The sequence below is a fragment of the Rhodospirillaceae bacterium genome, from assembly GCA_028819475.1.
Classification (GTDB): Bacteria; Pseudomonadota; Alphaproteobacteria; order Bin65; family Bin65; genus Bin65.
On the sequence record JAPPLJ010000030.1, the window covers coordinates 392,221 to 418,800 of the forward strand.

Genomic DNA, 26,580 nt, shown 5'->3' on the forward strand with positions numbered 1-26,580 from the left:
GGGGCAAAATCATGGACCTTGCCGCAGCGCGCCTGTTGCTGGTCGGCTGCGGGAAGATGGGCGGCGCCCTGGCGCGCGGCTGGCTCGCGGCCGGCGCCCGCGCCGGCAACATCGTCGCTGTGGAGCCCGCACCTGAAGCCGCAGGTGCCTTCGCCGAAGGTCCGGGCCCCGTGTTCGTCCGCAGGGTGGAGGAAACGCCTTCGGGTTTCCGCCCGGACGTCGTCCTGTTTGCCGTCAAGCCGCAGGTGATGGACGCCGTGGTCCCCGACTATCGGCCCTATGCCGGTTCCGGCGCCGTGTTTCTTTCCATCGCGGCAGGGACGCCGATCCGCTTCTTCGAATTGATTCTGGGGCGCGACGTGCCGGTCGTCCGGTCCATGCCGAACACGCCGGCGGCCGTCGGGCGTGGCGTGACCGCAGCAATCTGCAACGCCAATGTGCCGCCGGATGGCCGCGCCCTGTGCGAAGCCCTGCTGGGCGCCGTGGGCGCGGTGGTCTGGGTAACGGACGAAGCGGAGATCGACGCCGTCACCGCCGTATCCGGCAGCGGGCCGGCCTATGTCTTTCATCTGGTCGAGGCCATGACCGACGCCGGCATCGCCCAGGGGCTCTCGCCGGAAGCGGCCGGTGCGCTGGCGCGGGCGACCGTGGCCGGCGCCGGCGAGCTGCTGCATCGCGCGCCGGAAGATGCCGCCACCCTGCGCCGCAACGTCACCAGCCCCGGCGGCACGACCGAGGCTGCACTGAAAGTCCTGATGGCCAACGACGGGCTCGGCGCCCTGATGAAAAGGGCCATCGCCGCTGCGGCCCGCCGCTCGCGGGAGCTGGGCGGATGAGCGCTTTCGAGGACGGGCCGGAGACCGGCCCCGGTCACAATACCCCGGTCGCCACGGTCTCGGAACTGTCCGCGTCGCTCAAGCGGGTGGTCGAAGGCGAATTCAGCCGCGTCCGGGTACGTGGAGAAATCTCCGGATTCAAGCGGGCCGGATCGGGCCATCTCTACATGGCCCTGAAGGACGACAGCGCCGTCCTCGACGCCGTGTGCTGGCGCGGCGCGGCCGGACGCCTGGCGGTCGAGCCGGAAGACGGCCTCGAGGTCATCGCGACCGGCAAGCTGACCACATACGCCGGCCGCTCGAAATACCAGATTGTCATCGAGGCGCTGGAGGCCGCCGGCGAGGGCGCGCTTCTGAAGCTGCTCGAGGAGCGCCGGCGCAAGCTGGCGGCCGAGGGGCTGTTCGACGAGAGCCGGAAGAGGCCGCTGCCCTTCCTGCCGGCCGTCATCGGCGTCGTGACGTCGCCCACAGGCGCCGTGATCCGGGACATCCTTCACCGCCTGGAGGACCGGTTCCCGCGCCGCGTCCTACTCTGGCCGGTGCGGGTGCAGGGCGATTCGGCGGCCGGGGAAGTTGCCGACGCGATCGAGGGCTTCAATGCGATCCGGGGCGATTCCGGAATTCCGCGGCCCGATCTGCTGATCGTCGCACGGGGCGGCGGATCGATCGAGGATCTGTGGCCGTTCAACGAGGAAAGTGTCGTCCGGGCCGCGGCAGCCTCGGACATTCCGCTGGTCAGCGCGGTCGGCCACGAGACCGACACGACGCTGATCGACCATGCCGCGGACCGCCGCGCGCCGACCCCGACCGCAGCGGCCGAAATGGCCGTGCCGGTGCGCAGCGAACTGGTCGCCCAAATCCTGGACGACGGCCGGCGGCTGGTGTCGGCGATGGGGCGGCTGCGCGAGGAGTACCGCCTGCGCCTGGAGTCCGCCGGCCGCGGCTTGCCGGACCCCCAGTCGCTTCTCGACGCCAGGGCCCAGCAACTGGACGACCGGGCCGAGCGTCTCGGACTCGGCCTGCGCAGCCTGGTCCGGGAAAAGCGGTCTGCGGCCGACCGGCTCGCGGCCGGCATCCGGCCTGCCGCCCTCGTCCAGCTCGTCAACCGCCGGCGCGACCGGACGGACGATCTCGGCGCCCGTTTGCGGCCGCAGATGCAGCGGCGCCTCGACGCAATGCACGAACGCCTGAAGCACCGGGCCGACCTGCTTGAATCCTATTCCTACGGCCGGGTCCTGGATCGCGGCTTTGCGCTGGTCCGCGATGCGGGCGGACGGCCGGTCACCGACAGTGCAGCGGCGCAGCGCGCCGGCCGCGTGACGCTCCGCTTCGGCGACGGCAGCGTCCCCGCGCTGATCGATCCGCCCTCAAGCGAAAGGACGGGCGGCGGAAAATCCGCCGCGGCCCGGAAGCCGGCGCGCCGTCCCCGTCCGCCGGCCGACGGCGAGCAGGGATCTTTGTTGTAGAGACTGCATCGGCCGGGGCGGAGCCGGACCTTGCTGCGATACGGCGTTGACGGTACGCCCGACCGGACCGGCCCCGACCTGCCTGTTCCGGCGTCGGACCTTTACTCGACGATGGCCGTCCCCGGCTTGAAATTCGGGATGCTGGAGCGAAGTCTGCCAATAAATGCTACCGATACGGTATTAATGGGCCTGTGGCCTCGACGGGACCCTGTGTGATAGGCCGCGTCGAGGGGTCTGCCGTCGCCCGGGAAAGGCATTGGAGAAGAAAGCTTGGCGTCGCTGTTGCCAATCATCGTTCTGGCGATCGTCCAGGGGATCACCGAGTTTCTGCCGATCAGTTCGTCCGGCCACCTGGTGCTGACCTGGGAGGTCTTCGAGCAGAGCGGGGTCGCTACGCGCGCCGGCACGGCCAACGAAAGGCTGACTTTGGACGTCGCGGTTCACCTCGGCTCTCTCGGGGCCGTCATGCTCTATTTCTGGCGCGATGTCGGGCGTGTGGCGGGCGGCGGAATCCGGCTGCTGGCCGGACGGGTTACCGATGAGGGGCGGCTATTCCTGTATCTTGTCGTTGCGACAGTTCCGCTGGTCGTCGCCGGCATGCTGGTCAACACCCTGTTCGGCAGCGCCTGGCGCAGCGTCGAAGTCGTCGCCTGGGCCAGCCTGGGATTTGGCCTGCTGCTCTGGTTCGCCGACCGGACCGGCCTGACCATCAGCAAGATGGAACATACGACATTCGGGCAGGCGATCGTTATCGGCCTGGCCCAGGTGCTCGCGCTGATACCGGGGACGAGCCGGGCCGGAATTGCCATGACCGCCGCCCGGGCGCTCGGTTTCGAGCGGTCCGACGCCGCGACCATTTCGATGCTCCTCGCAATCCCGGCGATTCTCGGCGCCTCGGCGCTCTTCGGTTACGACATTTACAAGTCGGGCAACGTCGCCTTGCAGACCGACGCATTGCTCGCCGCCCTGCTGGCGCTGGCCGCCGCGCTGCTCGCCATCGCAGGCATGATGGCCTGGCTGCGGCGCGCGACGTTCACGCCATTTGCGGTCTACCGAATACTGTTGGGCGGGCTGCTCTTGTATCTGATCTACGTCGAAGGCATGGCCCTCAGGCTTCAATAGGGGAAACTGCACCGGGAAGGCGGCAACAGGCTGTTTCAGGCCGTCTTCGCCTGCCGGAACCGCCCGTGGGGACGATACTGATCCAGATAGGTCGGCGCGATCGCTTCGGCGGCGGCCGGCGTTATCCCCAAGTCCGGAAATCCCCGCGCATCTTCCCCGACAATATTGTCCTCGCGGAGCAGCGCCAGAGTATCCCTCGTAAGGGGCGTCGGCACCGGCAGCAGGTCGAGAATGCCCGCCAAAAGGGACAGCGGACCCATCGGAAGCGCGACCCGCCGACGCCGCCGCGCGCATATGGTCATTGCAAGGTCGATCAATTCGATATGGCGATAGACCCGCGGCCCCCCGAGTTGAAAGACACCGCCTTCCGGCAGGTCCAGGGCGGCAACGGCCGCCTCTGCAACGTCGCCGACATAGACAGGCTGCATTTTCGTCGCCCCGGCAATGACCGGAAAGACGGGCGCGTTTTTCAGGATGCGGCCGATCAGGTTGAAGAACCGGTCTTCCTGGCCGAAGATGACGGAGGGCTGGAGTATGGTCGCATTGCCGAAAGCGTCGCGAACGGCGTGTTCGCCCCGGGCGCGGGCAACGACGTATCTGGATTTCGATGCCTCCGTCGCGCCGATGCCCGACAGATGGACGAGCCGCCGGGCTCCGGCCTCCCGGCTCAGTCTGGCGACCCGGCCCGCGCCCTCATGGTGGACCGAATCGAACCCGTTGCGCGATCCGTCCCAAAAGCCGACCGCATTGATGACGGCGTCCGCATCGCGAACCGCGGCCCGAACCGACCGTTCGCTGCGAACATCGCCCGGCACCGGCGCAACCTGCCCGACTGCGCCCATCGGTTTCAGAAACAATGCACGTTCCGGGTTGCGCACCGCGGCCCGCACGATCGTTCCGCGCTCCGCGAGGCGTTTCACGACATACCGCCCGACGAAACCCGAGCCGCCGAAGACCGTTACCCGTTCCATCTGCTGTCCGTTGGCTGGCGAGAGACATGGCGACCTTGGAAACGCCATTCCCTAGCCTTCCGACCGTTGAAAAACAATGTGACGAAGCCGACATGACCGGTTCGGCACGCGGCCGGTTCGGCGTGCAGGAGCGGCAATGGCGGACGATGAACGATCCACCGGATGCAATCCGCGACATCGCTGCGCCGCCGCGTCCCGGCTGTGCGATTGACAGGGCGAAGCCCGGCGGTTACCCACTGGCGCTTCGTCTTGAGCGAACGGCGCGCGGCCGGATTTTGCGTCGGCGACCGTGCCGGCCGGGAGGCGGCGGTTGAGTGCCCAGGTGGCGGAATTGGTAGACGCGCAGGTTTCAGGTACCTGTGGCCGCATGGCCGTGGAAGTTCGAGTCTTCTCCTGGGCACCATTCCCGTCAGCGCCGCGTTTCGGCAAGGACTGCGCGAGGCCGGTTGCGGAGACGGCATCCTGCCGCCGGCGCCCTCCGGATCGGGACGGCCCGATGCGCGGTCAAGGGCAGTACATTTAGCGGCAATGGCGACGGCACCGGACATCCGACTATATCGCGGCGATCTCCCGGACGGGCTGCGCTTTAGCGGGCCGGTCGCCGTCGATTCCGAGACCATGGGCCTCAATCCGGCGCGGGACCGGCTGTGCCTCGTACAACTGTCCGCCGGAGACGGTGTCTGTCACCTTGTCCAGATTGCGAACGGGCAGACCGAAGCGCCGAATCTCGGTGCGATCCTGGCCGATCCGGCGATCCTGAAACTCTTTCATTTCGGTCGCTTCGACATCGCGGTTTTCCTGCACCGGCTCGGTGTCCTGACAGCGCCGGTCTACTGCACGAAAATCGCGTCGCAACTCGTCCGCACCATGACCGACCGCCACGGCCTGAAGGAGCTCTGCAAGGATCTTCTGGACGTCGAAATCTCCAAGCAGCAGCAGACCTCCGACTGGGGCGCAGAGGAACTGGACGAGGACCAGCGGCGCTATGCGGCGACCGATGTCCTCTACCTGCATCGGCTCAAGACCGAACTCGACCGGTTGCTCGAGCGCGAAGGCCGGACCGAACTGGCCCGGAAATGTTTCGATTTTCTTCCCTACAGGGCGGCCCTGGATATTGCCGGCTGGGCCGAACGGGACATATTTGCCTATTCGTGAACCCGTTTCGCCGCCGAATTGGCCCAAGTGGATCAATTCTGTTAGGATCGATGCCGGATTTCGGAACAGCGGCTGCCGGGCAAACCGCCCGGAGGCATGTGCCGCTGCCGGCGTCGGCACAACCGGCCCTTCGTTCCGGTTGCGGAGAGGAAATGAGACAGCCATCACCCAATGCCGCGCCCGAAAGCCCGGAAGAGCGCGATTTTGCCGAGGTGACGGCGCCGGTCGTCGATGGCCGCAGCGAGGTCGTTGCCTCTGCGCTTCGCGTCTTCACCCTTGAATGCGAGGGCATCGCCGCGCTGAAGACGGCCCTGGACAGCGACATGGGCGACGCATTCTGCCGGGCCGTCGAGATTATCCGCGGCACGGCGGGGCGGCTGGTCGTAACCGGCATGGGCAAGAGCGGCCATATCGGCCGCAAGATCGCCGCGACCATGGCGTCGGTCGGAACGCCGGCCTATTTCGTGCATCCGGGCGAAGCCAGCCACGGCGACATGGGCATGATCCGCCCCGATGACGTGGTGCTGGCGCTGTCGAACTCCGGCGAGACGACGGAACTGAACGACATCATCGGCTATTGCAGCCGGTTCGGAATCGACCTGATCGGGATTACCGGCGATCCGGACAGCGCCCTTGCCGAAGCGTCGACCGTCGCGCTGACGATGCCCAGGTCGGCCGAGGCCTGCCCGCTCGGCCTGGCGCCGACCACGTCGATGGCGATGGCGCTGGCCCTGGGCGATGCGCTGGCGGTGGCGCTTCTGGAGCGCCGCGGCTTCTCCGCCGATGACTTCCAGGTCCTTCATCCGGGCGGCAAGCTCGGCCGGCGCCTGACCCGGGTCGCCGACATCATGCACACCGGCGACGCGATGCCTCTGGTCCGTCCGGACGACCGGATGGCCGAAGTTCTGATTGTCATGACCGCACGCCGGCTCGGCTGCGCCGGAGTGGTCGGCTCGGCAGGCGATCTCGTCGGCATCATTACGGACGGCGACCTGCGGCGGCACATGGATGCCGGCCTGGTATCGCGGGAAGCGTCTGGCGTGATGACCCCGGATCCGGTTACGATCCGTCCGGAAGCGCTGGCGGCGGAAGCCCTTGGCCTCATGAATGCACGCGAAATTACAGGCCTGTTCGCCGTCCGCGACGGTGAGCCGGTCGGGTTCGTCCATCTTCACGACTGCCTGCGGGACGGCGTGGCATGACGGATGCGGGCCGGTCCCGGCGGTATCGCGAAGCCCGGGCCCGGCAGCGGGACGGCTATACGCGCTTCGTGAACCTGATGAAATTCGCGTTGCCGAGCCTCGCTTTCACGATCATTGTGGCGGCGCTATTCTGGCCGACCTTTGTCAGTACCGGCAAGCAGGCGAGCGACGTGGCCCGCGATGCCCTGACTCCGTCCGGCCTGCGAAACTTCACGATGGAAGCGCCGGTTTTTGTTGCGACCGACGACCGGAATCGTCCCTACCGCCTGACGGCGACGAGAGCCCGACAGGTCGACCACAAGGCGACGGCGGTGGCGCTCGACGATCCGGAGGCGAATCTTGAGCTCACCGGCGGCGTTCAGGTACGGATCAAGGCGGACAACGGCCGGTTCGACCGCGCGAGGAACCGGTTGACGCTGTCGGGGGATGTGAATGTCTATCATGGCAGCGATTATCGCTTCCGGACCGCAGAGGCGACGTTCGACATGAAATCGAACTCGGCCTGGGGCGGACGCAACGTCTACGCCTCCGGACCGGAGACGACGGTTGCGGCACAGGGATTCCGGATCGTCGACAGGGGGATGACCGTGATTTTCACGGGCAGGACCAAGGCGACTTTGCACCTGGACCGGGCAGGTCCGGATGGAAGTCCTGCCGAACCCGCCGCCGAGCCTGCCGCTCTTCTGGAATCCACCCGATGAGCCGGGCGGCCGGACTGTCTCTTCTGCTTGCCGGCGCGGCCCTTCCGCTTGCATGGCTGTCGGCGCCGCAGCCGCTCCATGCACAGAACGAAGGGTTGCTTGCCCGCTCGGATCAGCCCTTGTCGATCGAAGCCGATGGGGGCGTCGAATGGCGCCGCAAGGAGCAGGTGTATATCGCCCGGGGCAATGCGACGGCGCGGCAAGGCAAGACCAACATCCGCGCCGACGAATTGAAGGCGCACTACAGAAAGCGCGCGGAAAACAGGACGCAGTTCTGGAAGGTCACGGCGACAGGCAACGTCGACATCAAGACCGCGAAAGAGACGGCGACCGGCGAATCGGCAATTTACATGATCGATACCGGCGTTTTCGTCTTGCGCGGACGCAATCTGAAGCTGGCAAACGGTTCGCAGACCATCACCGCCACCGACCGGATCGAGTATCGCAGCAAGGATCAACGCGCCTTCGTGATCGGAAACGCGAAAGTCGTGGATGGCGAGCGGGTCATCCGCGCCAGCCGCTTCGTCGCCTTTCTGAAAGACAGCGCCGGCGGCAGAGTCGCCCTGCGCCGTGTCGAAGCGCAGGGCAGCGTCGTCATAACCACCAGGACCGAAGTCATCCGCGCCGACCGCGGCGACTACGACAGCGAATCACGGCTCGCAACCCTGACCGGAAACGTAAAGCTGACCCGTTGCGAGAATCAGCTGAATGGCGAAAAGGCGGTCGTCAATCTCAAAACCGGCGTGAGTCGCATGGTCGGCCGGGTCAGGGTCCTGCTGGTTCCGGGCGACAGCGCAAAGGCGTGCAAACCGGATGCTTCCGACGTCAGGAAAAAGAGCGACCGCGGAAGCGCGCCGCGAAATTCCAAGACGGTTGCAGGTGGAAAGACCGGCGCCGTGCTGACACAGCGGATCGATGCCGCGCCGCGCGCGCGGGAAAATCAGACCGGCGCGCAGTAATGTCCGTTTGCCGAAGCGTTACCTGCTAGGACCGGCGCCGCGCTTCGACGGGCGGAACCGGAGAAAGGAGGCCGGATTGGCCGATCGGGACGACCACGCATTTTCCGGGGACGGGACCGCCGGGCCCCGCCTCGTGGCCACCAACGACGGGCTGGTTGCCGACGGCCTGGGCAAGCGCTTCAAGAAGCGACCCGTGCTGCGCGGCGTCTCACTCGCCGTGCAGCGCGGCGAGGCCGTCGGCCTGCTCGGGCCCAACGGCGCCGGCAAGACGACCAGTTTCTACATCATCACCGGCCTGATCCGGCCCGACGCCGGGACGATCCTGCTCGACGGTCAGGACATCACCGACCTGCCCATGTACCGGCGTGCGCGCCTCGGGATCGGCTATCTGCCGCAGGAGCCGTCGATTTTCCGCGGCATGACCGTCGAAAACAATATCCGCGCCGCGCTGGAAGTGGTCGAAGCGGACCGGGAAGCCCGGGAGACCGTGCTGGACGATCTGCTCGCGGAATTCTCCGTGACCCATCTGCGCCACACGCCGGCGATTGCGCTGTCGGGCGGCGAGCGGCGGCGGGTGGAGATTGCCCGTGCCCTGGCGTCGAAGCCCGGATTCATCCTGCTCGACGAACCGCTCGCCGGCATCGATCCGATCGCGGTCGGCGATGTCCGGGATCTCGTCTCGCATCTCAAGGACCGTGGACTCGGCGTGTTGATTACCGACCACAACGTCCGCGAAACGCTCGATATCGTCGACCGCGCCTACATCATGCATGACGGTGTCGTGCTGATGGACGGGGCGCCCGGCGATATCGTCCGGCACGAGGATGTGCGCCGGGTATATCTGGGCGATACGTTCCGCCTTTAGGAAAGCGATTCGAATGGCGGACTGATGGCCGCGCCCGGCCTTTCCCTCGAACTCCGCCAGCGGCGGAAACTGACGCAAACCCTGACGCCGGCACTGCAGCAGTCGATCAAACTGCTGCAGTTGTCCAGTTTCGAGCTTGACGCCGTCGTCCGTGAAGCGCTCGAGACCAATCCGCTGCTGTCTCTGGACGAACCGGCCGATGACGCGGCGACCGGCCGGATACAGGCGCCGGCGCGCAATCCGGCGGCCGGGTATCGGCCGACGCCGGAAGCCACCCGGCTGTTCGGCGCTGCGGCGGGCGCGTCGCCCGGCGCTGACCGCCATGGTACGCAGATAGATGCGCACGGCCCCGACCGGCCGGATGCGGTGTCGGAACGAACGCTTCAGGATGTCCTCTTCGAAGATATTGCGTTTTCGTTCGCCGATGCGGTTGAGCGCACCGTCGCAATCGATCTGAGCGGCCTGCTCGACGAGGCGGGATACCTGGCGGGCGACCCCGGCGACGTCGCCGCCCTTCGCGGTGTGCCGGAGGCGCTGGTCTCCGACATCCTGGGACGGTTGCAGGCTCTGGCTCCGCCCGGCCTCTTTGCCCGGAACCTGGGCGAATGCCTGCGCCTGCAACTCTTGGACGCCGACACGCTCGATCCGTCGATGGACGCGCTGCTGGACAAGCTGCCGCTGCTGACCGAACGCGGCCCGGAGGCCCTTGCCGCCGCCGCAGGCATCGAACCCGGCGACCTGCCGCGCTTTCTCGACCGTCTCCGCGCGCTCGATCCACGGCCGGGCCTGGCCCTGGCGGGCGTCACCGCGCCGGCGATCGTGCCGGACCTGATCGTCCGCCCGGCGACCGATGCGCTCCGCGGCGACGGGGACCATGCCTGCCGGCTCGGCCCGTGGGTTGTCGCAGTCAATCCGGATACAGCGCCCCGCCTCGCCCTCGACCGCGCCGGCCTGGAAAGGCTGCGCGCGCAGGCGCGGACTCAAGACGAAAAAGCATATCTCAGGGAAAGGACCGACGAAGCGGACTGGCTCCTCCAGGCGATCGAAAGACGCCGGGCGACCATCCTGCGCCTGGGCGTCGAGATTTTCCGACGCCAGCAGGAATTCCTGGAGCACGGGACCGTGCGGCTCAGGCCGATGACCCGCAAGGACATCGCCGGCGCAACCGACCTCCACGAAAGCACCGTAAGCCGGGCGGTGAACGAAAAGTTCGCCGCGACGCCCCAGGGCGTCTTCGCGCTGAAATTCCTCTTTTCCTCGCGGGTCAGCGCGCTGAACGGCGGACCCGCCTATGCCGCAAGCGCGGTTCGACAAAGGCTGCGCGACCTGATCGACCGGGAATCGGCCCCTCTTTCGGACGCCGCTGTCACGCGGCTGTTGCGCGCCGAGGGTTACGACCTCGCGCGTCGCACTGTCGCCAAATACAGGGAAATGCTGCGGATTCCTTCCTCGGTCGAGCGTCGCCGGCGCCGGCGAACCGAACGACCGGCATGATCGGGCGCGCAGCGGGCAGCGGCGTACAGTGATGCCGAAAAATTTAGCCGACACCGTCTTGACAGGGCGCGTTTCAACAGCCGGAATACCGGTATGAACGTCAAGGTCACCGGCCGGCACTTCGATGTCGGTCAAGCTTTGCGGCGGCACGCCGAATCCACCTTGGGCGATACCGTCGGCAAATTCTTCGAACGGGCCCTCGACGCGACCGTTACGTTCGACAAGCACGGTCACGAATTTTCCGTCGACATCAAGGTCCATGTCAGCCGCGGGCTTCACGTCCTTGGCGAAGGCCGGGCGGAGGATCCCCATCTGGCGTTCAACAAGGCCGCGGAGCACATCGCAAAGCGACTGCGGCGCAACAAGCGGCGCATCCGCGACCACCACCCGGCGCCGCCGAGGGACCTTGAAACGTTGACGGCTCAACAATACATCCTCACCCGGGAGGAAGAGCCTGAGATCGAACAGGCCGATGCAGGCGCCGCAGTGAACGGCCGGGACGAGCCGGTTGTGGTTGCAGACATGACGACGGACATTGCTTCGTTGACGGTCGGAGAAGCCGTCATGCGCATGGATCTGGCGGATCTGCCCGCCATGATGTTCCGGAATGTGGCCCATGGGGGCCTCAACATGATCTACCGCCGTGCCGATGGCCATATCGGCTGGGTCGATCCAGAAGGCGCTGCCGAAACCCACTGACGTTTCGGACTGCACCCGCTTTCAGGGTAGAGAAGCTGATGGAAATTATCGATCTGTTGACGCGCGAGAGCGTCGTGCCGGCCATGAAGGCCACCTGCAAGAAACAGGCGCTTCAGGAACTGTCGCGCCGTGGTGCTCGGGCGACGGGCCTGGACGACCGGCGCATCTTCGACGTGTTGCTCGAGCGGGAAAGGCTGGGCACGACAGGCGTCGGCAGCGGCATCGCCATTCCCCACGGCAAGCTGAGCGAACTCGACAGCGTCAAGGGCGTCTTCGCGCGCCTCGAGGAGCCGATCGATTTCGATGCGGTGGACGACCAGCCCGTCGATCTGCTGTTCCTGCTGCTGGCGCCGGAAGACGCCGGCGCCGACCATCTCAAGGCGCTCGCCCGGGTATCCCGCCTGCTGCGCGACCGGGCCATGTGCGAAAAGCTGCGGGGTTCTGCAAGCAAGGACGCCCTTTATAGTCTGCTGACCGATTCGACATCGAGCAAGGCAGCGTAACCCCTTCAAACATCAAACAGTACGGACGATGCGGTGGCAGGGCCTCCGCCTCGCTCTGCCGACATTGCAGATACGGTTTCGCGCCGCGTTGACAGACTCCGGCGCCCCGCTACTTTCCGCGGACAATTCCTATTCGACCCGGACATATCCATGAGCCTTGCCGACCTCGCCTCCATTATCGACGCCGCATGGGAAGATCGCGACACGGTCGGACCAGCCACGGCCGGCGCCGTTCGCGACGCCGTCGACGCGGCACTGGACGCTCTGGACGAAGGAAGGCTCCGGGTTGCGGAGAAGGCGTCCGACGGCGCCTGGACCGTCAACCAATGGGCCAAGAAAGCGGTCCTGCTGTCCTTCCGGCTGAACGACATGCAGCCGATCGGCGGCGGGCCGGGCCGCGATACGAACTGGTGGGACAAGGTGCCCTCAAAGTTCGAAGGCTGGGGCGACAACCGGTTTCGCGAAGCCGGATTGCGCGCGGTGCCGAACTGCATCGTCCGCCGTTCGGCCTTCATCGCCCGCGGCGTCGTTCTGATGCCGTGCTTCGTCAATCTGGGCGCCTATGTCGACGAAGGCACGATGGTCGATACCTGGGCCACCGTCGGTTCCTGCGCCCAGATCGGCAGGAACTGCCATATCTCCGGCGGCGCCGGCATCGGCGGCGTGCTCGAGCCGCTGCAGGCCGACCCGGTGATCATCGAGGACGGCTGCTTCATCGGCGCCCGGTCCGAAGTGGCCGAGGGCGTCATCGTGCGCGAAGGCGCTGTCCTGTCCATGGGAGTCTACATCGGGGCGTCGACGAAGATCGTGAACCGGGCGACCGGCGAAATCCATCGCGGCGAGGTGCCGGCCTATTCCGTCGTGGTGCCCGGCTCCCTGCCCGACCCGAAGGGCGGGCCGAGCCTCTATTGCGCGGTCATCGTCAAGCAGGTGGATGCGCAGACCCGCTCGAAGACTTCGGTGAACGAACTCCTGCGCGACTAGGCCGGCAGGAAACCATGATAGAAACGATTTCCCTGGCGCAGGATCTGATCCGCCGGCCGTCCGTCACGCCGAGAGACGAAGGCGCGCTCGATGTGCTGCAGGCCGCTGTGGAAAGCCTCGGCTTTGCCTGCCGGCGCCTGCCCTTCGGCGACGGCGCGCAGCGGGTCGACAACCTGTACGCACGGCTGGGAACCGGCAGCCCCAATTTCTGCTTTGCCGGCCATACGGACGTCGTGCCGGAGGGCGATCCGGCCGACTGGACCCACGATCCCTTTGCCGGTGTCGTCGCTGACGGCATCCTGCACGGCCGCGGCGCGTCCGACATGAAGGGGGCGATCGCCGCCTTCGTCTCCGCCATCTCGGGATTCCTGGACGGCCGCGGCGGCGAATTCGGCGGTTCGATCAGCCTGCTCATCACGGGCGACGAGGAAGGCGACGCGGTCAACGGCACCCGGAAGGTGCTGGAATGGCTCGACGAAAAAGGCGAGCGGCTCGACATGTGCCTCGTCGGCGAGCCGACCAATCCGGAAGCCCTGGGCGACATGATCAAGATCGGCCGGCGCGGCAGCCTGACCGGCCAGGTAACGGTCCACGGAATCCAGGGACACACGGCCTATCCGCATCTTGCCGACAATCCCGTGCACCGGCTGGTGAGAATGCTCGGCGCGATCACCGATACGAAGATCGACGACGGCACCGAGCATTTCCAGGCGACCACCCTGCAGGTCTCGACCGTCGACGTCGGCAATCCCGCCGCCAACGTCATCCCGGCGCGGGCGAGTGCAACCTTCAACGCGCGGTTCAACGATCTGTGGTCCGGCGAAAGCCTCGAAACCTGGGTACGCGAGCGGTTCGACTCCGCCCTCGGCAACGGCGGCGCCTATGACCTGTCCATCCGCGTCTCCGGCGAATCTTTCCTGTGCCCGCCGGGGCCGTTGTCCGACGCCATCGCCGACGCGACCGCCGCCGAACTCGGCCGGCGCCCGGAGCTGAGCACGACCGGCGGCACCTCGGATGCCCGTTTCATCCATCGCTACTGCTCCGTCGCCGAATTCGGCGCGATCGGCAAGACCATGCACAAGGTCGACGAGCAGGTGCCCGTTGCCGACCTGGAAGCGCTGGCGCGGATCTACCGGCGCGTGCTGGACAGGATTTTCCCGGCGTAGCCGGGTGCTCCGGAACGCGGGCGGATTGGCCACTGTCCGCGGCCGGGAAAACGCGCAACATTCTCCGCCATGTCCGATCTGACCGAAGGTTTTGCCGCGGCATTCCGGCTGTTGTTCGGCTTCGACGCCGACCTGTGGGAGATCATCGTCCTGTCGCTGGAGGTGAACCTGGCGGCGGTCGTCCTGTCCTGCCTGATCGGCCTGCCGCTGGGCGGCGCGCTGGCCGTCTACCGGTTCCGCGGACGCCGGGCGGTCATCGTTCTGGTCAATGCGCTGATGGGCCTGCCGCCGGTCGTCGTCGGCCTGATGGTCTATCTCATCCTGTCGCGCAGCGGGCCTCTGGGCAGCCTGAACATCCTCTTCACGCCCGGCGCCATGGTGATCGCCCAGGCCATCCTCGTCACGCCCATCGTCACCGCGCTCACCCGCCAGATCATCGAAACCCTGTGGCACGAGTATCGCGAGCAGCTGACGTCGCTGGGCAGCAGCCGGCGGCGCGCCATCCCGACCCTGTTGTGGGACGGGCGGACCGCCGTTCTGACGGCGATCCTCGCCGGCTTCGGCCGGGCGGCGGCAGAGGTCGGCGCGGTCATCATCGTCGGCGGCAACATCGCCCACCACACGCGCACCATGACGACGGCGATCGCCCTCGAAACCGGGCGGGGCAACCTGGCCCTGGCGCTGGGCCTCGGCATCGTGCTTGTGACGCTGGCGATCGTGCTGAACGCTGCGGCGTGGATGGTGCGCGAACGCAGCACGCCGGAAGCGGCGCTGGTCGCCGCGAGCCGGTAGGACCGCCCGATGGAAGCCCCGAGCATCCTGCCGCTGGCGCTGGAGACTATTTCGCTTCGCCACGAAGGGCAGCAAATCCTCGACCGCATCAACATGCTGGTCGCGCGGCGCCGGACGACCGTCGTCCTGGGACCGAACGGCGCCGGCAAGAGCATGCTGCTCAAGGTCGCCCACGGCCTGATCGCGCCGGACAGCGGCGCGGTTCGCTGGTCCGGCCTGTCCGGCGCGGCGGCGCATGCGCGCCAGGCTATGGTGTTTCAGAAGCCGGTTCTGCTGAACCGATCTGTGCTGGCCAACATCGTGCACGCGGTCCGCCTGCAGGGCGTCGCGCGGGCCGTGGCGGTCCACCGGGCGCATACGGCGCTGGACCATGTCGGCCTGGGCGACATGGCGGTGCGGCCGGCGCGCAGCCTGTCGGGCGGCGAGCAGCAGCGCCTCTCCTTCGCCCGGGCCTGGGCGCGCGATCCGGAAGTCCTGTTCCTCGACGAACCGACGGCGAGCCTGGACCCGGCGGCGAGCTGGAGCATCGAGCAGATCATCGTCGACCTGCGCCGCGAGGGCCGGACGGCAATCCTGTCGACCCACGACCTCGCCATGGCCCGGCGGCTGGCCGACGATCTGGTTTTCCTGCACCGCGGCCGCGCGCTGGAAGCCGGCCCGGCGACACAGCTGTTCGCGGATCCGAAGACGCCGGAACTGGCGGCATTCCTCAAAGGGGAATTGCATTGGTAAGGGCGATCGGCGCGGTCTTTCTCGCCGCGGCTATGACGGCCTCCGCCCCCGCGCTGGCCGAAACTATTCGGGTCGCTTCGACGACCTCGACCGAGGCCTCCGGCTTCTTCGATTATCTCCTGCCCAGATTTACCGCGGCGACCGGCATCAGGGTCCGCGTGATCGCCGTGGGCACCGGTCAGGCGATCCGGCTGGCCCGGCGCGGCGACGCCGACGTTCTCCTGGTACACCACCGGCCTTCCGAAGAGGCGTTCGTGCGGGCAGGCTACGGCCTGCGCCGCCATTCCTTGATGTACAACGATTTCGTCATCGTCGGGCCGGCGTCCGACCCGGCGGGAGTCCGCGGCGCGACCGACGCGGTCGCGGCATTCAGAAAAATCCACGGCGCCCGCGCGGTGTTCCTGTCCCGGGGCGACGACAGCGGCACCCACCGGCGCGAGCGCAGCATGTGGCGCGCGTCCGGGATCGCCGCGTCCGAGCGCGCCGGCTGGTACCGGGAAATCGGCGCCGGCATGGGCCGGACCCTGAACACCGCAGCGGCGATGCCGGCCTATACCCTGGTCGACCGCGGCACCTGGCTGTCGTTCGGAAACCGCGGGCCGCTGCGGCTTCTGGTGGAGGGCGACCGGCGCCTGCGTAATCCATACGGCGTGATTGCGGTCAGTCCGAAGAAGCATCCGCACGTCAGGGCGAAGGCGGCCGGGCGCTTCGTAGCCTGGCTGGTCTCTACGGCCGGGCAGCGCGCCATCGGCAATTTCCGAATCGGGGACGAGGTGCTCTTCCACCCGGTATCGCCAAAATCCGGCGGATAGGCGCGGTTCTGCATCATCGACAGGTGCAACCGAAGCACCTACACCCGCTGCATGGACATTTGGGAAGAGGGCAGACGGTCGGTACGCGGATCGATCCGCGTGATGAGGCTCGACACCGACGGGCTGACGGCCTTCAACCTCACGCTGGAGGGCTGCTGGCGCTCGTTCTACGCCGCTCTATTCCTGCTGCCACTGTATTTCCTCTACCTGCTGAACCTTCCTGTGCCCAAAGGCGTGAGCGTCGGCCGTTTCTGGCTGATTGAGGCGATCAACTACCCGCTGATCTGGACGCTCTGGCCGCTGATGGCCTTCTATGTCTGCCGCGGCGCCGGCGTTCCGGACAGGTACACGACCTACATCACCGTCCACAACTGGTCGCAGGTCCTGCTTCTGGGCGGCCAGTTGCTCATAATCCTGCTGGCTTTTGCGGTCGATCCTGCGGGGCCGGGCGGCAGCCTGCTGTTCCTGACCTGGCTCGCAGTGCTGACGGCGGAAACCCTGATCGTCCGCGCCACGCTCGGCGTGCCGTGGCCTCAGGCCGTCATGATCGAGGGGCTCGCTTTCGTGGTCGCCCTGCTGCTCGGCGCCGCCAAGCAATACGTCATGACCGGGGGCGGCTAATTCTGCAGGTCCCGCTCAACCGGCTACCATCGCAGGGTCAGCCTGTCGCCGCTGATCTCGAACGACCGGAACCGCCGGAGAACTGTCACGCCCAGCAACGATATCTGCCCCTGCCGCAGAACCAGTGCCCGCTGGTTGCGGAAAGTCAGCCCGCCGACCTGGATCGAGTCCAGGACAGCGTGAGCCGCCAGAGCGGCGCCGTCGGCGGTTTGTACCGGTACGGTATAGCGAAGGCGGCCAACATCGAGTCCGGCCGCGACGGCGTCGGCCGGCGAGAGGGCCACGCCGGTGGCGCCGGTGTCGACCAGCATCCGCGCCGGCCGGCCGTTCAGGAACACGTCCAGGAAGAAGGCGCCGCTGCCGGAGGCGCGCACGGTCAGGCTGCGCTCGCCGTAGACCGCCGTACCGGGCGAAAGTTCCCCGGCAACCCGCTGCCAGACCATCGTAAGCTCGTGGCGGTAGGCATAACCGGCGACCGCGACGAGGCCAATGGCGCTCCAGGCCAGAATGGATTTCAGGATACCGCCGATCCTGTGGCGCCCCCGCATCATCAGGCCGCCGCCCAGGAAGATCAGAAGCGCGATCAGAAGGCCGGCGTAGAGGCCGTCTTCGGCCGAATCGAACACGCCGAAGGCTTCGCCGAGCAGCCATCCGGCAGCGGCCAGGCCGCCGAGGATCGCAGCGACGATGAGGAAAGCCGGCAGAAGGTCGCGGACCGTGTCGCCGCTTGCCGAGCCGCGGCCGCGCCGGCGATCGTCGTTGCCGCCGAAGCCCCAGGGATCCTCCATACCGGTTCGCCTGTCGCGGTGCGCTTCGCCCGCCCGTTACACCGCTTCGGTGCCGCCGACCGTGATCGCGTCGACCCGGACGGTCGGCTGGCCGACCCCGACCGGAACGCCCTGCCCGTTCTTGCCGCAGGTTCCGATCCCGTGGTCGAGCTCGAGATCGTGGCCGATCATCGAAACCCGGTTCATCACCTCCGGCCCGTTGCCGATCAGCGTCGCGCCCTTGACCGGGGCGCCGACCTTGCCGCCCTCGATCTTGTAGGCTTCGGTGCAGCTGAAGGTGAACTTGCCGCTGGTGATATCGACCTGCCCGCCGCCGAAGTGGACGCAGTAGAGCCCCTTGTCGACCGATTTCAGGATGTCTTCCGGCGCCTCTCCGCCGGCCAGCATGAAGGTGTTGGTCATTCGTGGCATCGGGTGATGGGCATAGCTTTCGCGCCGGCCGTTGCCCGTCGGCGCAACGCCCATGAGCCGGGCGTTCAGCCGGTCCTGCATATAGCCCTTGAGAATGCCGTCTTCGATCAGCACGGTGCGGCCGGTCGGCGTACCCTCGTCGTCGATGGTAAGCGAGCCGCGCCGGTCGGCCATCGTGCCGTCGTCGACCACCGTCACGCCGCTGGCTGCGACCTGCTCGCCGATCCGGCCGGAAAAAGTCGAGGTCCGCTTGCGGTTGAAATCGCCTTCCAGGCCGTGGCCCACTGCCTCGTGCAGCAGCACCCCGGTCCAGCCCGGTCCGAGAACGACCGGCATCTCGCCCGCCGGCGCCGGCACCGATTCCAAATTGACCAGTGCCTGGCGCAGCGCCTCGTCGACCTGGCCCCGCCAGTTCGCCGGCTCGAACCAGCCGTCGTAGGCCGCGCGCCCGCCCGCCCCGTCGTAGCCGGCTTCCATGCGGCCGTCCTGCTCCACGACGACCGAAACGTTGAGGCGCACCAGCGGCCGGATATCCGCCGCGCGACGGCCGTCGCCGCGTACGATCAGCACGGCCTGCCATTCGCCGAGCAGCGAGGCCGAAACCTGGCGGATTCGCCCGTCTTTGGAGCGGGCGTATTCGTCGATCTCCTCGAGCAGCTTCACCTTGCGCTCGAACGGCATCTCCCGGAGCGGGTTGACCGGTGCGTAGAGCGCCCGGTTCGTGCCCCGCGGGCCATCGGCCTGCGCGCCGCTGTGGCCGGCGAGAACCGCCCGCACCGTTGTCGATGCCCGCGCGATGGCGTCTTCGGAGAGTTCGGAGGCGTGGGCATAGCCGGTCGCCTCGCCGGCGAGCGCGCGCAGGCCGAAACCCTGGCTCTCGTCGAAGGTCGCGCTCTTCAGCCGGCCGTCGTCGAATACCAGGCTTTCCGACTGGGTGTATTCCAGGAACAGTTCGCCGTCGTCGGCGCCGTGCAACGCGTCGCCGACGAGGCGGTCCACCCGCGCACGGTCCATGCCGGTGCGGTCGAAAAACAGGCTGTCTGCCGTTGCGATGTCGCTCATGGAATTTCCCGTCGAACAAGGTCCACTGCAAGAATGGCGATCGGGAGGCACAGGGTAAAGGGGCCGCGCCGGAAATTTACCCCGGGCGACCGCGGCGCGCCGGCTTTTTCCGGGTGAAGCCGGCATCCGCCGCGACAAATCCCGCGGTTCCGCCGCTTGCCGGCCCGCAGGGGGCTGGCTATATAGCGCGCTCTGCATCGCATTGCAGAGGGCAGCGCTGCGGCCTCCGGGTTTGCGGCGTTTTGCTGTGGCGGCCGGGCTCGGAAAGGGCATGCCTCGGGCCGCCAAACCGAACGATCCTGCGCGGCGAAGATATCCGGCTCGGCCGCGCGCGCTCACGAGAGGACCGAAATGCCCAAGCTCAAGACGAAGAGCTCCGTCAAGAAACGCTTCAAGCTGACCGGCAGCGGCAAGATCAAACGCAACTTCGCGTTCCGCAGCCACAACCTGACCAAACGAAGCACCAAGATGAAGCGGACCAACCGGGGATCGACCATTCTCGACAAGTCGAACGAGAAGATCATCCGGCCGATGATGCCCTACGCCAGGTAACGGCGCGGCACCGGTCCTTAATTCCTCGAGAGTCAGGAGTATCGTTTCATGGCGCGAGTCACACGGGGCGTTACCAGGCACGCCCGCCACAAGAAGATCATCAAGCAGGCCAAGGGCGCGCGGGGGCGGCAGAAAAACACGTTCCGCGCGGCCAACCAGCGGGTCGAAAAGAACCTGCTGTACGCCTATCGCGACCGCAAGGTGCGCAAGCGCAGCTTCCGCAGCCTGTGGATCCAGCGCATCAACGCCGGCGTCCGCGAACACGGCCTGACCTACAGCCAGTTCATTCACGGTCTGAACCGCGCCGGCATCGAACTGGACCGCAAGGTGCTGGCTGACATGGCCGTCCGGGACACCGAGGCCTTCAAGGCGGTTGTCGACGCGGCGCGGAACGCGCTGGAATAGCCGGCAGGGCGGCGGCATCCGCGCTTCCTGCCCGCTGATCCTCTCCGGACCGGTCCGATGAGCGAGCTCGATACCCTGCGCAACGAATTGCTGGCTGCGGTGGAAGCGGCGGCCGACCTGAAGGCGCTGGACGCCACGCGGGTCGACGCGCTGGGCAAGAAAGGCCGCATCACCGGCCGGATGAAATCGCTGGGCGGTATGGACCCGGAAGCCCGCAGGGAAGCGGGCCGCGCGCTCAACAGCCTGAAAGACGAGATTGCCGGCGCCATCGAGGCGCGCAAGGCGGCGCTGGACGACGCCGCGCTCGACGCGCGTCTTGCCGAAGAGCGGATCGACGTCTCGCTGCCCGCGCGCTCGACACCGATGGGCCGCATCCATCCGATCAGCCAGACGATCGAGGAAGTCAGTGCGATATTCGGCGACATGGGCTTCTCGGTCGTCGAGGGTCCGGACATCGAGACCGACTGGCACAACTTCACTGCGCTGAATTTCCCGGAAGGCCATCCGGCGCGGGAGATGCAGGATACCTTCTATCTGCCGCCCAAGGACGACGGCACCAAAATGGTGCTGCGCACCCACACCTCGCCGGTCCAGGTGCGGACCATGCTGGAGCAGAAGCCGCCGATCCGGATCCTGGTGCCGGGCCGGACCTACCGGAGCGACTGGGACCAGACCCACACGCCGATGTTCCACCAGTTCGAAGGGCTGGTGATCGACGAAGCGACCCATATGGGCCACCTGAAGGGCTGCCTGATCGATTTCTGCAAGGCCTATTTCGAGATCGACGACGTCAAGCTGAATTTCCGCCCGTCCTTCTTCCCCTTCACCGAACCGTCGGCCGAAGTGGACATCGCCTGCAACAAGAAGGACGGCCAGCTCCGCTTCGGCCATTTCGGCGACGGCCACGACGACTGGCTGGAAATTCTCGGCTGCGGCATGGTCCATCCGAACGTGCTGAAGAATTGCGGCGTCGACCCGGAAGTGCACCAGGGATTCGCCTTCGGCATGGGCTGCGAACGGGTCGCGATGCTGAAATACGGCATCCCGGACGGCCGCAGCTTCTTCGAGAACGACGTGCGCTGGATGGCGCATTACGGCTTCCTGCCGCTCGACGTTCCGACGCTGACCGGCGGGCTATCGCTGTAACGCCGCCCTCCGGCCGGCAGGCGCTCTCAGTACAGCACCTTTTCCAGATACAGCCCGCAGGCGGGGGCGGTGGCGCCGGCCTTCCTGCGGTCCGCGGCGCGCAGGACCGTGGCCAGCCAGGTGACGGGCTTCTTGCCTTCGCCGACAAGGATGAGCGTACCCACGATATTGCGCACCTGATGGTGCAGGAAGGACGGCGCGCGGAGTGCAACCTCGATCTCCCCGCCGTAGCGCGATACCCGGATATCCGTGAGCGTCTTGACCGGCGATTTTGCCTGGCATTCCGCGGCGCGGAAGCTGGTGAAATCGTGATGGCCAATCAGCGGCAGCGCCGCCTCGTGCATCGCACCGGCGTCAAGCGGCCGGCCGACCTGCCACGCCTTGCCGGCGTCGAGGGTGAGCGGCGCACGCCGGTTGACGATGCGGTAGCGGTAGCGCCGCTCGACGGCGGAGAAGCGGGCGTGGAAGCCTTCATCCACCGTCTCGGCGTCGGTCACCGCAATGGGCCGGGGCTTCAGGTGGTAGTTCAGCGCCTCCTTGATCCGGAAGGGCTCGGCCTCGCGCGCGATGTCGACATGCGCGACCTGGGCCAGCGCGTGGACGCCCGAATCGGTCCGCCCGGCGGCGTAGGCGACGGCCTGCTCGCCGCAGAACTTCTCGACCGCCTCTTCGAGACATTGCTGGACCGAGAGGCCGTTCTCCTGCCGCTGCCAGCCGACGAACGGCCCGCCATCGTATTCCAGCGTCAGCTTGAAACGGCGGCTCACGACAGGATCGTCCCGGCCGGAATGGCAAAGCCCCGTTGCAAGTCTGCGGCAGCCATCGGGTCCTTGCCCTGGCGCTGCACCCGGAGCGGCCGCAGGGCGCCCTCGCCGCAGGCGACCGTCAGGTTGCCGTCCAGCACCGTTCCGGGCGCGCCGGCCCCCTCGGAAAGTTCGGCGCACAGAACCCGGATGCGCTGGCCGCCCGCGTCGAAGAAGGCGCCGGGCGCGGGATCGAAAGCACGCACGGTCCGCTCGATATGCGCCGCCGGTTGCGACCAGTCGATCCGCGCTTCGGACTTGGCGATCTTGCGGGCGTAGGTGGCGCCCGACCCGGGCTGAAGCCGCGGTGCGAGATCGCCTGCCGCTGTACCGTCGAGCCAGGCCAGCACCTCCGCCATCGCTTCCGCTCCCAGCGCCGCCAGTTCGTCGTGCAACCCGCCGGCGGTCGTGCCATCGGAAATCGGAACGCGCCGTTGCATCAGGATCGGCCCGGTATCGAGGCCCGCGTCCATTTGCATGATCGTGATTCCCGTCTCGGCGTCGCCGGCCTGGATCGCGCGCTGGATCGGCGCCGCGCCGCGCCAGCGCGGCAGCAGCGAGGCATGGATGTTGAGACAGCCGTGCACCGGCGTATCGAGAACCGCCTGGGGCAGGATCAGTCCGTAGGCGGCGACGATCGCCGCGTCCGCCTTCAGGGCTGTAAATTCCGCCACCGCCTCCTGTTCGGCAAACGAGGCCGGAGTGCGCACCGGCAGGCCCCGGCTCTCGGCCCAGACCTGGACCGGCGAAGGCCGCAGCGCCTTGCCCCGCCCGGCCCGGCGCGGCGGCCGGGTATAGACGCCAGCCAGGTCGTGCCCTGCCGCGGCCAGCGCCTTCACGGCCACGAGGGCGAATTCCGGCGTGCCCATGAAGATCAGCCGCATGGCGGTTTCCGGGGATCGGTCCGACGCGGCCGGGCCGGCGGCCGGCCGGTCAGGATTATGCGGGCGCCGCCTCTTTCGCGGCGAGCTTCTTCTCTTTCAGCAGCTTGCGCAGGATCATGTTGCGCTTTAGCGCGCTGATGTGATCGATGAACAGGATGCCGTCCAGATGATCGATTTCGTGCTGGACACAGGTCGCGAGCAGGCCGTCGGCGTGCAGCTCGCGGCTTGCGCCGTCGCGGTCGAGATAGCGGACCCGGACCTCAGCCGGCCTGACGACGTCGGCATAGTGTTCCGGGACGCTCAGGCATCCCTCCTCGTGAGTATTGTCGTGGTCCGAGACCCAGAGGATTTCCGGGTTGGCGAGCACATGCGGCGCGGGCGGGCCATCCTTCTCCGAAACGTCGACCACGATCACGCGCTTGAGAACGCCGACCTGTGGCGCAGCCAGGCCGATGCCCGGCGCGGCGTACATGGTCTCGAGCATGTCGTCCATCAGCCTGCGCACGCCGGCGTCGACCTTCTCGACGGGCCTGGATTTCTTCTTCAGACGCGGGTCGGGCGCGGTCAGGATCGGCAGCAGCGCCATCGCGGAGTCACCCCGGAAAAGACCGGTTTCAAGCGTTTTTCATCGGGTCGCAGATAGGGCCGGCGGGCCGAAAGGTCAACGAAACGGCGGGCCTGGCCGGCCGGGGCCCGCCGGCGCGAATCGCCCGGAAATGCGCCGCAATCCACAAGAAATAAGCATGGCCGGCGCACGGGCTTGTGATAGGAAGTTCGCGCCATGACCGGAGCGGATCCCCTCACCCTGATCGTTCTGGGCGCAGCGGTTCTTCTTGCGCTGATCGTCCTGTTCGTCGCGCTGCGCGCCAGCCGCGGCCAAGCAGAGATCGCTGCGCAGCTCGGCCGCATGGCGGAGCAGCAGGACAACATCCGGGACTCCTTCCACACGCGCTTGCAGGAACAGGAACGGGCAATCTCCGAGCGGTTGGAAGGGGTTACCCGGCGGGTCGGCGCCAGCCTCGAAACCAGTACGGAAAAGACCGGCGAATCCCTGCAACAGATCCGCGAGCGCCTGGCGGTGATGGACCAGGCGCAGAAGAAGATCACCGACCTGTCGGAGCAGATGGTTAGCTTGCAAGACATTCTGACCGACAAACAGGCACGCGGCGCGTTCGGCGAAATGCAACTGCGCGACCTGGTCGAGAGCATCCTTCCGCCGAGCACCTACGCCTTCCAGGCGACACTCGACAACGGCCGGCGGCCCGATTGCCTGCTTAATTTGCCGGACCCGCCCGGCCCGATCGCCATCGACGCCAAGTTTCCGCTGGAGAGCTGGCAGAAGTTGCAGAAGGCCGAGACTAAACAAGAGCGCGACCAAGCGGGACGCGATTTCAGCCGGGACATCGGCAACCACGTCCGCGATATCCGGGAACGATACATCGTGCCCGGCGAGACCGGCGACGCGGCGCTGATGTTCCTGCCGTCGGAGAGCGTCTATGCCGAACTGCACGCCAACCATGCCAACGCCGTCGAGCAGAGCTTCCGGCAAAAGGTCTTCATCGTCTCGCCGACGACATTGTGGGCGACGCTCAACACGGTGCGCGCCGTGTTCCGCGACGTGCGGATGCGCGAGCAGGCCCACCTGATCCAGAAAGAGGTCGAGACCATGATTGCCGACGTCGGCCGGCTCGACGACCGGGTCGGCAAACTGGCGACGCATTTCGACCAGGCGAAGCGGGATATCGACCAAATCCAGATTTCGACGGGCAAGATCGCCAACCGCGGCGAGAAGATCTCCGAACTGGACCTCGAGCAGGAGGATGGCGCGGCCGACAGCCAGGCGCCGGGCCGGCTCTCCGCCCCGCCCGCCGGCTGAAGCGCCGCGCCGGCAACGGGCCCCGGGCCGAGGATACGCCATGGACATGACGATCAACGACCTCAATCCTTATCTCCAAGGTCTCTATGCGCCGGTCGAAAGGGAAATCGTGGCGGCGGATCTGGAGGTCGTGGGCGAAATTCCGCGCGACCTGTTCGGCGGCTACTGCCGCAACGGCCCCAATCCTGCGCGGCCGCCCACCGGCATGCATCACTGGTTCGACGGCGACGCTATGATCCATGCCGTCTGGTTCGAGGACGGCAGGGCGACCTACCGCAACCGCTATGTCCGGACCAAGGACCATCTCGCCGGGCTTGCCGGGGAATGCGCAGCCGGGGGAATCCTGGAACCTGCGAGCCGCGGGCGCGACGGAACGGCATACAAGGATACGGCGAACACCGACCTCGTCGTCCACAACGGCGCGCTGATGGCGCTCTGGTATATCTGCGGCGCGCCGGTCCGGGTCGATCCGCTGACACTCGAGACGATCGGGGAGGAGACCTTCTCCGGCCGGCTGCCGCGCCGGGTCTCCGCTCACGCCAAGACCGACGGCCGGACCGGCGAGCTCCTGTTCTTCGACTATGCGCTGTACGAGCCGTGGATGTCGTTCGGCGTCGTCGGCGCCGACAACGAACTGAAGCATTTCACGCAGATCGAACTGCCCGGCCCGCGCCTGCCGCACGACATGGGCATCACGGAGAATTACGCGATCCTGCACGACCTCCCGGTGATCTTCACAGAGCGGGGGATGCTGCAGGGCCTGTGGACCATCCACCAGCCGCGCGACCTGCCGACCCGGTTCGGCGTTCTGCCGCGCACCGGACGCGGCGACGAAATCCGGTGGTTCGAGACCGATCCCTGTTACATCTATCATGTGGTCAATTGCTGGGAGGATGGCGACGAGGTCGTCATGCACGCCTGCAGGATGATCCCGAACGACCTTGCGCCGGACGCGCAATACGGCGCCTACGCGCCCATGGTGGCGCTGCTGGCGCTGCACGCCGTTCCGGTTGAATGGCGCATGAACCTGAAGACCGGCGGGATCGCCGAGCGCCAGCTCGACGACCGGCTCGGCGAGTTTCCGGCGGTGAACCAGGACTGGGTCGGCCGCAAGGGCCGCCACTCCTACCATGTTTCCCTGGAAGGCTCCGGCATGCTCCTGTTCGACGGGCTGCTGAAATACGACCTGGAAACCGGCGGCTGCGTCGAGCACCGCTTCGCGCCGGGCGTGTACGGTTCCGAAGCCGTCTTCGCGCCCCGGCCCGGCGCCGCCGAAGAGGATGACGGCTATGTCGTCACCGTCACAGCCGACCGGGCGGACGGCCGCTCCGAAGCGCAGGTCTTCGACGCGCGGGCGCTCGACGCCGGACCGCTCGCGCGGGTGAAGTTACCGCAGCGCGTGCCACTCGGCTTCCACGCCACCTGGGCGAGCGGCGAGCGGGTCGGAATCGCGGCATAAGGGCGGCCGGGCCGGACAGGCCGGCAACGACCGCCTCATTCACAGGAAGCGCCGCCGCGCAGGCGGCGCAGCGTGCCGACCCGATTGCCGCGCCGGGCGGATCGCCGGACGAAG

General features: G+C 67.2%; 29 protein-coding genes and 1 tRNA gene. 24 read left to right on the forward strand and 6 right to left on the reverse strand.

Annotated elements, in window-relative coordinates; genetic code table 11:
- Positions 1-11: 11 nt before the first annotated feature.
- From proC to OXM58_09465, 3 genes are all read left to right on the forward strand, one after another.
- Entirely contained in the window at positions 12-836 is an 825-nt protein-coding gene (proC, locus tag OXM58_09455; protein ID MDE0148589.1) for a pyrroline-5-carboxylate reductase, read from the forward strand.
- Positions 833-2,302, forward strand: a complete 1,470-nt coding sequence (gene xseA / locus OXM58_09460) for an exodeoxyribonuclease VII large subunit (GenBank protein MDE0148590.1) — start codon at positions 833-835, stop codon at positions 2,300-2,302. The genes proC and xseA overlap by 4 nt, the downstream gene beginning before the upstream one ends.
- A 270-nt stretch (positions 2,303-2,572) precedes the next feature.
- Positions 2,573-3,424 (forward strand): undecaprenyl-diphosphate phosphatase, encoded by an 852-nt coding sequence (locus OXM58_09465; protein MDE0148591.1) that lies wholly within the window; start codon positions 2,573-2,575, stop codon positions 3,422-3,424.
- A gap of 35 nt (positions 3,425-3,459) precedes the next feature.
- Here OXM58_09465 and OXM58_09470 read toward each other — a convergent pair whose 3' ends face one another.
- Entirely contained in the window at positions 3,460-4,395 is a 936-nt protein-coding gene (locus OXM58_09470; protein ID MDE0148592.1) for a complex I NDUFA9 subunit family protein, read from the reverse strand.
- Between the two features lie 26 nt (positions 4,396-4,421).
- Between OXM58_09470 and OXM58_09475 the strand changes: the two genes are divergently transcribed.
- The 16 genes from OXM58_09475 to OXM58_09550 all read left to right on the forward strand — a co-directional run bounded on the left by OXM58_09475 (position 4,422) and on the right by OXM58_09550 (position 17,080).
- Positions 4,422-4,709 (forward strand): hypothetical protein, encoded by a 288-nt coding sequence (locus OXM58_09475; GenBank protein MDE0148593.1) that lies wholly within the window; start codon positions 4,422-4,424, stop codon positions 4,707-4,709.
- 2 nt (positions 4,710-4,711) lie between these two features.
- Positions 4,712-4,798: transfer RNA gene (locus tag OXM58_09480), tRNA-Leu, on the forward strand.
- A gap of 125 nt (positions 4,799-4,923) precedes the next feature.
- Entirely contained in the window at positions 4,924-5,550 is a 627-nt protein-coding gene (locus OXM58_09485) for a ribonuclease D (protein ID MDE0148594.1), read from the forward strand.
- Positions 5,551-5,702: 152 nt separating this feature from the next.
- A complete protein-coding gene (locus OXM58_09490; GenBank protein MDE0148595.1) occupies positions 5,703-6,752 on the forward strand; it encodes a KpsF/GutQ family sugar-phosphate isomerase in 1,050 nt (349 codons plus the stop codon).
- Positions 6,749-7,453 carry an LPS export ABC transporter periplasmic protein LptC gene (gene lptC / locus OXM58_09495; GenBank protein MDE0148596.1) on the forward strand — a complete coding sequence of 235 codons (705 nt, stop codon included), beginning with the start codon at positions 6,749-6,751 and terminating at the stop codon, positions 7,451-7,453. The genes OXM58_09490 and lptC overlap by 4 nt, the downstream gene beginning before the upstream one ends.
- Positions 7,450-8,412: a hypothetical protein gene (locus tag OXM58_09500; GenBank protein MDE0148597.1), complete on the forward strand. Its 963-nt coding sequence runs from the start codon at positions 7,450-7,452 to the stop codon at positions 8,410-8,412. Before lptC ends, OXM58_09500 begins: the two co-directional genes overlap by 4 nt.
- A 76-nt stretch (positions 8,413-8,488) precedes the next feature.
- Positions 8,489-9,277 (forward strand): LPS export ABC transporter ATP-binding protein, encoded by a 789-nt coding sequence (gene lptB / locus OXM58_09505; protein ID MDE0148598.1) that lies wholly within the window; start codon positions 8,489-8,491, stop codon positions 9,275-9,277.
- A 24-nt stretch (positions 9,278-9,301) separates the two neighbouring features.
- Positions 9,302-10,771 carry an RNA polymerase factor sigma-54 gene (rpoN, locus tag OXM58_09510; protein ID MDE0148599.1) on the forward strand — a complete coding sequence of 490 codons (1,470 nt, stop codon included), beginning with the start codon at positions 9,302-9,304 and terminating at the stop codon, positions 10,769-10,771.
- 93 nt (positions 10,772-10,864) lie between these two features.
- Positions 10,865-11,470, forward strand: a complete 606-nt coding sequence (raiA, locus tag OXM58_09515) for a ribosome-associated translation inhibitor RaiA (GenBank protein MDE0148600.1) — start codon at positions 10,865-10,867, stop codon at positions 11,468-11,470.
- Positions 11,471-11,508: 38 nt separating this feature from the next.
- A complete protein-coding gene (ptsN, locus tag OXM58_09520) occupies positions 11,509-11,973 on the forward strand; it encodes a PTS IIA-like nitrogen regulatory protein PtsN (GenBank protein ID MDE0148601.1) in 465 nt (154 codons plus the stop codon).
- Positions 11,974-12,123: 150 nt separating this feature from the next.
- Positions 12,124-12,957, forward strand: coding sequence for a 2,3,4,5-tetrahydropyridine-2,6-dicarboxylate N-succinyltransferase (gene dapD / locus OXM58_09525; GenBank protein ID MDE0148602.1), 834 nt, complete (start codon positions 12,124-12,126; stop codon positions 12,955-12,957).
- Positions 12,958-12,971: 14 nt separating this feature from the next.
- Entirely contained in the window at positions 12,972-14,123 is a 1,152-nt protein-coding gene (dapE, locus tag OXM58_09530; protein MDE0148603.1) for a succinyl-diaminopimelate desuccinylase, read from the forward strand.
- 69 nt (positions 14,124-14,192) lie between these two features.
- Positions 14,193-14,915, forward strand: coding sequence for an ABC transporter permease (locus OXM58_09535; protein ID MDE0148604.1), 723 nt, complete (start codon positions 14,193-14,195; stop codon positions 14,913-14,915).
- A gap of 9 nt (positions 14,916-14,924) precedes the next feature.
- Positions 14,925-15,647 (forward strand): ATP-binding cassette domain-containing protein, encoded by a 723-nt coding sequence (locus tag OXM58_09540; GenBank protein ID MDE0148605.1) that lies wholly within the window; start codon positions 14,925-14,927, stop codon positions 15,645-15,647.
- A gap of 32 nt (positions 15,648-15,679) precedes the next feature.
- The gene (locus OXM58_09545; protein MDE0148606.1) at positions 15,680-16,459 is read left to right on the forward strand and encodes a substrate-binding domain-containing protein; all 780 of its coding nucleotides are present in this window, start codon (positions 15,680-15,682) and stop codon (positions 16,457-16,459) included.
- A 51-nt stretch (positions 16,460-16,510) separates the two neighbouring features.
- On the forward strand, positions 16,511-17,080 hold the full coding sequence (locus OXM58_09550) for a hypothetical protein (protein MDE0148607.1): 570 nt from the start codon (positions 16,511-16,513) through the stop codon (positions 17,078-17,080).
- A 23-nt stretch (positions 17,081-17,103) separates the two neighbouring features.
- Here the strand turns inward: OXM58_09550 and OXM58_09555 are convergent, their stop codons facing one another.
- Positions 17,104-17,868: a TIGR02281 family clan AA aspartic protease gene (locus tag OXM58_09555; protein MDE0148608.1), complete on the reverse strand. Its 765-nt coding sequence runs from the start codon at positions 17,866-17,868 to the stop codon at positions 17,104-17,106.
- Positions 17,869-17,904: 36 nt separating this feature from the next.
- On the reverse strand, positions 17,905-19,341 hold the full coding sequence (gene tldD / locus OXM58_09560) for a metalloprotease TldD (GenBank protein MDE0148609.1): 1,437 nt from the start codon (positions 19,339-19,341) through the stop codon (positions 17,905-17,907).
- Positions 19,342-19,692: 351 nt separating this feature from the next.
- On the opposite strand from tldD, the gene rpmI reads away from it, so the two are divergent.
- The 3 genes from rpmI to pheS are packed head-to-tail and all read left to right on the forward strand — an operon-like array spanning position 19,693 to position 21,444.
- Positions 19,693-19,893: a 50S ribosomal protein L35 gene (rpmI, locus tag OXM58_09565; protein ID MDE0148610.1), complete on the forward strand. Its 201-nt coding sequence runs from the start codon at positions 19,693-19,695 to the stop codon at positions 19,891-19,893.
- A gap of 48 nt (positions 19,894-19,941) precedes the next feature.
- Positions 19,942-20,298, forward strand: a complete 357-nt coding sequence (gene rplT / locus OXM58_09570; GenBank protein MDE0148611.1) for a 50S ribosomal protein L20 — start codon at positions 19,942-19,944, stop codon at positions 20,296-20,298.
- Positions 20,299-20,355: 57 nt separating this feature from the next.
- Positions 20,356-21,444 (forward strand): phenylalanine--tRNA ligase subunit alpha, encoded by a 1,089-nt coding sequence (gene pheS / locus OXM58_09575; GenBank protein MDE0148612.1) that lies wholly within the window; start codon positions 20,356-20,358, stop codon positions 21,442-21,444.
- Between the two features lie 26 nt (positions 21,445-21,470).
- Here pheS and truA read toward each other — a convergent pair whose 3' ends face one another.
- The 3 genes from truA to def are packed head-to-tail and all read right to left on the reverse strand — an operon-like array spanning position 21,471 to position 23,717.
- Positions 21,471-22,211, reverse strand: a complete 741-nt coding sequence (truA, locus tag OXM58_09580; GenBank protein MDE0148613.1) for a tRNA pseudouridine(38-40) synthase TruA — start codon at positions 22,209-22,211, stop codon at positions 21,471-21,473.
- Complete coding sequence (fmt, locus tag OXM58_09585) at positions 22,208-23,131, reverse strand: methionyl-tRNA formyltransferase (GenBank protein MDE0148614.1); 924 nt, start codon at positions 23,129-23,131, stop codon at positions 22,208-22,210. Before fmt ends, truA begins: the two co-directional genes overlap by 4 nt.
- Before the next feature lie 55 nt (positions 23,132-23,186).
- A complete protein-coding gene (gene def, locus OXM58_09590) occupies positions 23,187-23,717 on the reverse strand; it encodes a peptide deformylase (protein ID MDE0148615.1) in 531 nt (176 codons plus the stop codon).
- A gap of 195 nt (positions 23,718-23,912) precedes the next feature.
- On the opposite strand from def, the gene rmuC reads away from it, so the two are divergent.
- Positions 23,913-25,007, forward strand: a complete 1,095-nt coding sequence (gene rmuC / locus OXM58_09595; GenBank protein MDE0148616.1) for a DNA recombination protein RmuC — start codon at positions 23,913-23,915, stop codon at positions 25,005-25,007.
- Positions 25,008-25,047: 40 nt separating this feature from the next.
- Positions 25,048-26,466, forward strand: coding sequence for a carotenoid oxygenase family protein (locus OXM58_09600; protein ID MDE0148617.1), 1,419 nt, complete (start codon positions 25,048-25,050; stop codon positions 26,464-26,466).
- Positions 26,467-26,580: the final 114 nt, after the last annotated feature.